A 7,788-nucleotide genomic window follows, 5' to 3' on the forward strand; every position below is an offset into this window, starting at 1 on the left:
ATAGAGTGGACACTCACCATCCCGAAACTGTGTATAATCAAAATAAAAAGTTTCACCAAAATCTGTTCTGCTAACGACAAGCTGTTCTGATGTTTCAAAACCACGTTTTCTAGCATTTAAGTTTCGGTAAACAATATCACCACCAGGGATATCTGCTCCACACTCCTTATAAAGGCTAAAGATTTCTTCACCACCAATTTCTCCTCCTACATATTTTTTTAAAAAGCTCTTATAAGACGATGTAAATTGTAAACCGAGAGCCTTCTCCTCCTTTTCAATCCGTAGATCATCAGCCGCATTTTCTTCAGTCCGAAAATTGATAATATCATTATATTTATCAACTAATACTACAACATCATCTAAGGTATAGGTCTTCATCAATTATTCTCCATTAATTATTTTATAAGTCTCTTTTTTTTCTCTTTTCATCAACCGTAGGGCATTATTGCTGATGCTCCTGTCCCCATCTGTTAAAATCTAGACCTATAATACCCCATCTCATATCGATTATTCCTCCTAAATGACTATTTTTTTGTTCTCTATACCCTTTAGCACGTTCCTTCCAATATTCTTCTCTCCACTTATCAAACTTTTTTCTCTCTATAAGCGATTGATGTGTTTTTGGATTATTATGAATCACGGAAGTATATTTTTGATGAAATTCCTTACTAGTTTCTGCTATGGCCCCCTCATGTGTTTGCGAGAGATGGTGCAACTCTACAGACTCACCATCATGTCCTATAGGTGCTCTTCCTGTTTCCATTCTCTCAACATTGGTGCCCCACACTTCTTTTTTGTTTTCAGTCCATTTAACCCTTTTGTTAGGATCAAACAAATCTTCTCTCCAATAGACTTTGTTGGTCTGACCAAATTTGCTATCGGTAAATTTAATAGGTTTCTTTTTTAACCAATGTTTTTTTTCTTTAGCAGCTTCTTTGGTTAGTTCTTTTTTCGCTGCAAATTTTTCAAGATCTCCCTGAGCTGCAAGTTTGGAAAGATTTTTCTTGGAAGCAAATTGGGCAAAATCTTTCCTAGCAATGAACTTGATCACAGCCTTTTCGCTAAGCTTTATGGCTCCTTTGGCTGCTCCAGCAACTCCTGTCATTAGAGATGCTGTTTCAGTCAATAATTTTCCAAATTCAAGTCCAGCTTTAAAGGATCCACCGGCACCGGCTCGCTCATATTCCTCCTCCATTTTATTAATGCGATCTACATAGGACTGTCCAAGGGTCCGACCAATTGTCGCCAAAATCTCACCACTGCTGAAAAAATCTTTGAGCGCTTTCAAAGTCTCTTCGGGATGTTTGGCTAGTTGCAAAAAACCATCAAGCGTATCGTATATTTCGGCCGGTACACCAGCTACTATACCAGCCCCAAAGCTTATACCTTGCCCTGTACTAATCGCAGACCACTTCGCAGACACTTCTGCTTCACATAAAAGGTCAGGACACTCCTTTAATTCTTTATTCATCTGGGCTTGTTGAGCACTGCTGAGGTAGTTATTTGCAGCGGCATTACCTGCGGCATCGGCGCCGGCATCAACATCGCCACCGGCAAGGGCAGCGGCAACGCCCCCCGCAGCCCGTGCGACATCAATGGCATGGTCTCTAAAGTCAGCAAACTGCGCATCAATCTTTGCGTTTATACGCGCTTCCTCTTCCGCAGTAGGGGTGCGACCATTAAGATTTCCCAATTCCTCTTTCACAATGCCTTGCACCCACAATTGAAACTGGAGCATAGCAGTTGCTTCACCCACTGCACCACCAATCGCACCAGCAGAGCAAGCACCGCTCGCAACAGCCCCTTTTAAGCAGCCAAGACCAGCATGGGCAACGATCTGTGTCACCGTATCTATTTTGCCTTCAGCCTTAGCGGTACCGATTTCTTCTGCCAACGATTTGCCAACCGTATCAGACAGAGCGATGCGAAGATTGTTAAAAAAGTTCTTATCTAAAGAACCGCCTTCAAGAGCCGTTTGCACGCCTGTGCCAATGGCGGCTTTGATCAGGTTCTTTTCTGCTTCACGGGCGATACGATCGACAAAAGGAGCGGTTTTTGGCAAAGATTGTCCAACACCTGCCATTTCCGTTAGTTGGCTGGTTAAGCCCGCCGTTAACATTGAGGAGACAATGCCAAGAACATTCTTTGAAGAGCCAAGCTCATGAAGTGCGCCGGCAATATTGCCGCGATTATTGACAAGAGCCACAGCACTTTTGTTGATCAGCGCCTGTATGCCTGCCTGTATCGCTGCATTCATGGCGGTGCTCGAGCCAAGCCCCAAAGCACCAGTAATGGCACTGGCAGCGCCAGAGGCTGCTCCGCCCGTAACCGCCGTGACAGCTAAGGCCACGATAGCTGCACCGGCTTCTGTCAGCCCTTGGGCTTTATAATCCCAGTCTTTAAATTCAGCCTTAACGGCTTGCCAATCAACTTGCTTGGATAATGCTGGATCATCACGCAGTTGCTTAATCCATGCCATGCCTGGGGAACGAGACAATTGCTCAAGGGATTTATCTAAATCACCCGTTGCCTCATACTCAACAACAAAGCCATCGCCCGCATCAAGCTTCATGCCCCCCTTAGCATCTATGGTGACATGCTTGATAGTTTCCTGCAAATAGCCTTTGTCGCTCTCACTCCACCACACAAGGTTTTCATTGCGCTGATAAACATCCTTAAAATCTTGATCCTTGTTGGTTAGAAACTTGATCTTCCCCTTATCTGATGCCAAATGCGTCTGACCACCACTTGATAGCCCTGCCGCACCAAGCGTGAGATCCCCATTTTGCGCATGCATGGAGAGGTTGCCCTCTGTTTCTATCGTGGTTTTGTTTGTAGTAACTTCCGTTGATTGTTCACGAAACTTATTCTTTTGCTTCGATTTGTCGCCTTCTTTACCCCTAACATCCAAATCAAAACTGTTAAAGTCTTGCTCTGAAATCGCGTTGAGAGCGCCACCACTGGTGAAATCACCATTGCCCTTGGCTTTAAACTTTCCCTCAAGGTTAAGTTCACCACCTGTGACAATGGTCAAATCTCCATCACTGTTGACTTCTGTCAAACGATGCTCACTGCTTTGGGCGTTATAATGCCCTTTTTCCAATGTTTCCTTATGGTCACTCTCTAGCACTAATGAACCAAACGTAGCAGAACCACCGACAATCACCGTCATCGGACCGCCGCTGGTGAATTCCCCCCCCTCTGAGCCAAGATCACCAAGGGATTGAATGTTTAATTCATGATCAGAGAGAATTTGTCCCTTCTGCCCAGCTCGATCAACAAAACCATATGCATTCGTGTCACGGATTTTAGCGGTGCTATTGACAATCGTATCACCCGTCATGGTAACCGTATCACCATGAATAACACCGGAAGAATTGGCTAAAAGACCGTTACTGGTGAGTTCTACAGCACCTCTGGCATCTAAAAAACCACCATCATTAAACAAAGTTTGCGTGGTCGAAACGTGCAGTGCATCATCACTTACCACAGCACCGCTATTGGTAAGACGGTCCGCATTCAAGGTGACCCCATTCCCTTTCAAACGTGCACTGGCAAGGTTTCCTTGCAATCCTTGTGCGTTTTTTATCCCTTGTTCTGAAGAGGAGGTTGGCGCCAAATAAACGTGGGGCACTAAGACCTCTTGTCCGTCGACAAGGTGGGTCTCAAGCCAGATCATATCCTTTTTGATCCCAGCAATCTGCTGAGGCGTTAAGGGCTTGCCTAGCACTAACCCCAAAGGACCTTGCTGCTCCACAGCATTGTCATAAAGCCTTTGCATTTGAGCATTGGGATCTTCAACATCAAGAAGAGTGCGATTGCCTGTCAGCTCAAAGATTTGCTCACCCACCAGACGATATTCAAAATAAGCATCGCCTAATCTTTTAAACACGTTCTCAGGCTTATAATTGCCAATCTTTTTTAAGTAATAGTCCGATCCTAAAAATTTACTTGGGTTGATAAAGTCCTGTCGCGTCTCAACTAAAAACGGCACATCCGGTGATTGGCTGCCAGCCAGCTCTGTCTTGACAGAGCTAAGCCCATCTTGCGTTGGCACCTGTATGGATTCTGGTGCGGGTGTTTTTGTGCTCGGTGCAAAAAGCCCTTTGTGCCCTTTCAAACCATTGATAATACCGTCCAATCGATCATCACTAATCAGTGGTTTGGAACCGTCAAAATCGGTGTTTTTAACACCAGCCAAACCTTTATCACCAGAGCTTAAGCCAACTTGCTCCACCCCTTCACGCACCGCATGATTGTCAATATAGCCCGTCAGCTTGGCATCAAGCGTTCCCCCCGCTTCAATCGTGCCATAAACTGCATCATAGGTGCGCGTGGGTGTTTCAACAAAAGTAGGTCCATCCCATTCGTCTGCACCGTGTGCCACACACCCTGGATTGGACAAAAGATTACAGTCTTTATGTCTATAGCGTGTTTTAGTTACAATCTTGGTTGTTTCGATTAAATCACGCCCCTCATTAAGCAGCGTATCGCCCCGCATTACAATGTTGCCATTAGCAGCAATTAAGCTATAGCTATTGCGGATATCGCCAGCATTCACTGTCAGATGACGTCCTGCCAAAATCTGTGCAGCATTATGCTTAAAATGTGCCTGCTGACGAATAATCGTAGTATCAATATTTTTCTTGATCCTTGTGTGTTTATCACCACCTGGAATTTTTTCCCATCTTCCCTCAACGAACCGGTGAGAGACCACTTTATCGCTCACCTCAACCCCACCTTCACGTATGTTGGTGAGTGCTGAGACATCAAAACGCATATCGCCTGAAACAGCTTCTAAAAGACCCGAACTGTTGATCACATGACCAGCCCGCTCTCTCTTTAAGCCACGGATGATGAGATTGTCTTCAGCAATGACATCGCCAAACTGATTGATAAAATCCCCGTCTAAGGAGAGCGTTGCGGATTTCTTGGCATAAATCAGCCCGCTATTGCTCATATCCCCGCTCACATCGAGCGCAACCGCATCACCACCAGAACCAAGGATACCAGCATTGTTCAACGCATCTGTCGTCAAAACAAAAGCGCCACCACTTTTGAGAACCCCACCTTCAGCATTTAAAACAAGAACCGTTTGCCCCAATAGTGGATCATGATTTGCTGCGACAAGTGTAAAAGCCCCTTGAGATAAAAATTGACCTGAATTTGTCAAAAAACCAAGCTGTGCATCAACAACACCCCCCACCATGATGCCTTGATTGCTTAAAACATCATGGCTGTTGAGAGTAAGTACTCCGCCTTGCGCTTCCACAAGCCCATCCTGGGTGAGTGTGCCTGCCTTCAACGTTACATCATAGGCGCCAACCTCACTTGTCTCACCCATTGTCAATATGCCATCACTGGAAAGCTCTATCCGCTTTTTAGAAACAATGCGCCCTGTTTGATTGAGATTTGTTTGCGCATGCAAAGCAATGGTATCATTGCTTTCTATCGTGCCGCTATTGCTTAAATCACCATGGCTTGTGAGTTGAAGGTCACCACGCTCAATCTCTATGTGCCCTGCTTGAATCACACTATCAGCAACAATATTGACTGCCCCTTGCGTAGAGATGAGACCATCAACATTCTCAAAATTGCCCACATCAATGTGCAAACCATCCCGCGCTAAAACATGCCCACCCTCATCATGTGTCGCGTTTTGTTGGACTGAATTTGTTGTTGCAGCGCCTTTATTGACAAAAGACGTGGCTGCAATGCTCATCTCACCAGCAAAAGCACTGAGAAGACCTGCTTCATTGTTTACATAACCAGCACGTGTCTCTTTCAGCCCATGAATGGTGAGAGCCTCTTCAGCAATTATTCTGCCCTGTGTGTTGGTTAAATCACCATCACTGGATACCTCCATGGATTTTTGGGCGTAGATCAGCCCGCTATTGCTCAAATCACCGCTCACATTGAGAGCAACCCCATCACCACTAGAGCCAAGCACACCGGCATTGTCTAATTGCCCTGCAGACAAAACAAAAGCACCTCCACTTTGGAGGACCCCTTCGGATGTATTCTTCAGAAAGGCTTGTTGCGGATCGACGCCTTCTTGTGCACTTACCATCAAATGCAAATCATCGGTTGCAATAAACGTCCCTTGATTGGTAAATCCACCAACATGAGCATTAACGCTCTCACCGCGCATTGTGCCGCTATTTGCGATCCCATCACGCACTTGAAGGGTTAATGCTCCCTCTTGGGCTTCCACAGTCCCTGCTTGGGTTAAAGCATCAGCACTTAAAACCACATCATAACTTAAAATCGTACTCTCTTGACCGGTTGTGAGCATACCACCCGCTGTCAATGCAACCTGCTGCATACTGACAATATCACCCGTGTGATTGAGGGCACCATGGGCATCCAGCGTTATCTCCCCATTGGACCAGACAGTGCCTTCTTGGATCAGGGCACCGTGATGCGCATAAAGGTCAATTTTTTGCTCTGCCACTAAGCGCGCGCGTGATGTAAGCTCTGCTGCTTCCACCAAAAGAGAGCCGCCGGCGCTATAATGTCCAGCGCCTATAGTGAGCGCATCTTCAGCTTTCAGTACAATATTCCCCTTGGCACCAATATGGTTGTTTAAAGCGCTGATTTGATTGGTTTCAATGGTCAGATCGCCAAGGGAAGAAACCCCTGTTTGATCATTGTCTTGCATGCGGCTTAGATCAATTGTTGCTGCTTGGATCTCTAAAAGATCACCGGCGGCTATCCGCCCATTCCCCGCATCAAGCTTTCCTGCCTGTAAATGCAAAGAACCCTTCGCTGACTGTTGACCATCACTCCCAATACCGCTTGCTAGAAGAGCATGAGACTGGAGCTTGATCACATCGGCGTGCACATCAACAGCACCGCTTGCCGCAACGCGAGCTTGCTCAGTCAGTTCAACATGCTTCAAAGCCTTCAGTTCAATTGCTTCTTCTGAAAAAAGCAGATCTTTCACATGCACACTATCGTGGTGGGAGTGAGCCTTCATCACTCCTTTGGCACGTGCTTTGGCAATCACCAGCTTGCCATCACTTGTCAATCTCATGGCGCCTGCATTGGCAACCATGTCTCCTCGCATCTTAACGCCGGCGCCTTTATCATTGGCAATCACACGGATCTGCCCCGCATACATTCCACCAAACTCACTGGAATCAATCGCCAATTCTGGCTCTTTGCCATCAGAACCAAGAGAAGTTGCTTCCCGCTTGTGATAATCAAAATGATTGTGACCAGCGATAACAGCCAAATCCCCTTTGACCTGTATGGGACCCCCGATACTGATCTTGCGCGAAACAAGATCAAAAATATCTAATGCACTCCCATCAGCCCCACGAGAACCTATGGTGATATCTCCACCCTCAACACGCAACCCACTCAAAGCGCCATCCGCTCCAATAATCGGTTGTCCGGTCGATAAAGTCACCCGTGGTGTATTCATAAAGCCACAACCGTTACAGGTAATCCCATTGGGGTTGGCGATAATAACATCCGCCATTTGCCCGTGTACTTCGCTCATGCCTTCAAGACGCGAGCGATTGGCACTCACCACTTCATTGAGAATAACCTTTGCTGCACCACCATAACGCAAATTGCCGTTGCCTGGCACCAATCCCCCAAGCTGTGAACGCGAAACCTCCTTGGTCGAATTGTTCAAAATCACGCCATGGCTATCAACATTAAAACTGTCATATTTATTGTGAGAAAGACCCTGTCCATTGGGGCGAACAATATCAATCAGCGGCACATCATTGCCGGCTTTCCCCACAGTGGGACGGAAAAGTGAGCCAACCCCCTCTG

At 46.3% G+C, this 7,788-nt stretch carries 2 protein-coding genes; both read right to left on the reverse strand.

All coding sequences use genetic code 11. The features are described from left to right. Positions 1-378: SMI1/KNR4 family protein (locus PVV64_RS09345; RefSeq protein ID WP_273760748.1), on the reverse strand; the 378-nt coding region annotated here is incomplete at its 3' end. Between the two features lie 64 nt (positions 379-442). Next, on the reverse strand, positions 443-7,788 hold a 7,346-nt coding region (locus tag PVV64_RS09350; protein ID WP_273760749.1), incomplete at its 5' end, for a DUF637 domain-containing protein.

The sequence above is a fragment of the Bartonella sp. ML70XJBT.G genome (genome assembly GCF_028618575.1).
Lineage (GTDB): Bacteria > Pseudomonadota > Alphaproteobacteria > Rhizobiales > Rhizobiaceae > Bartonella.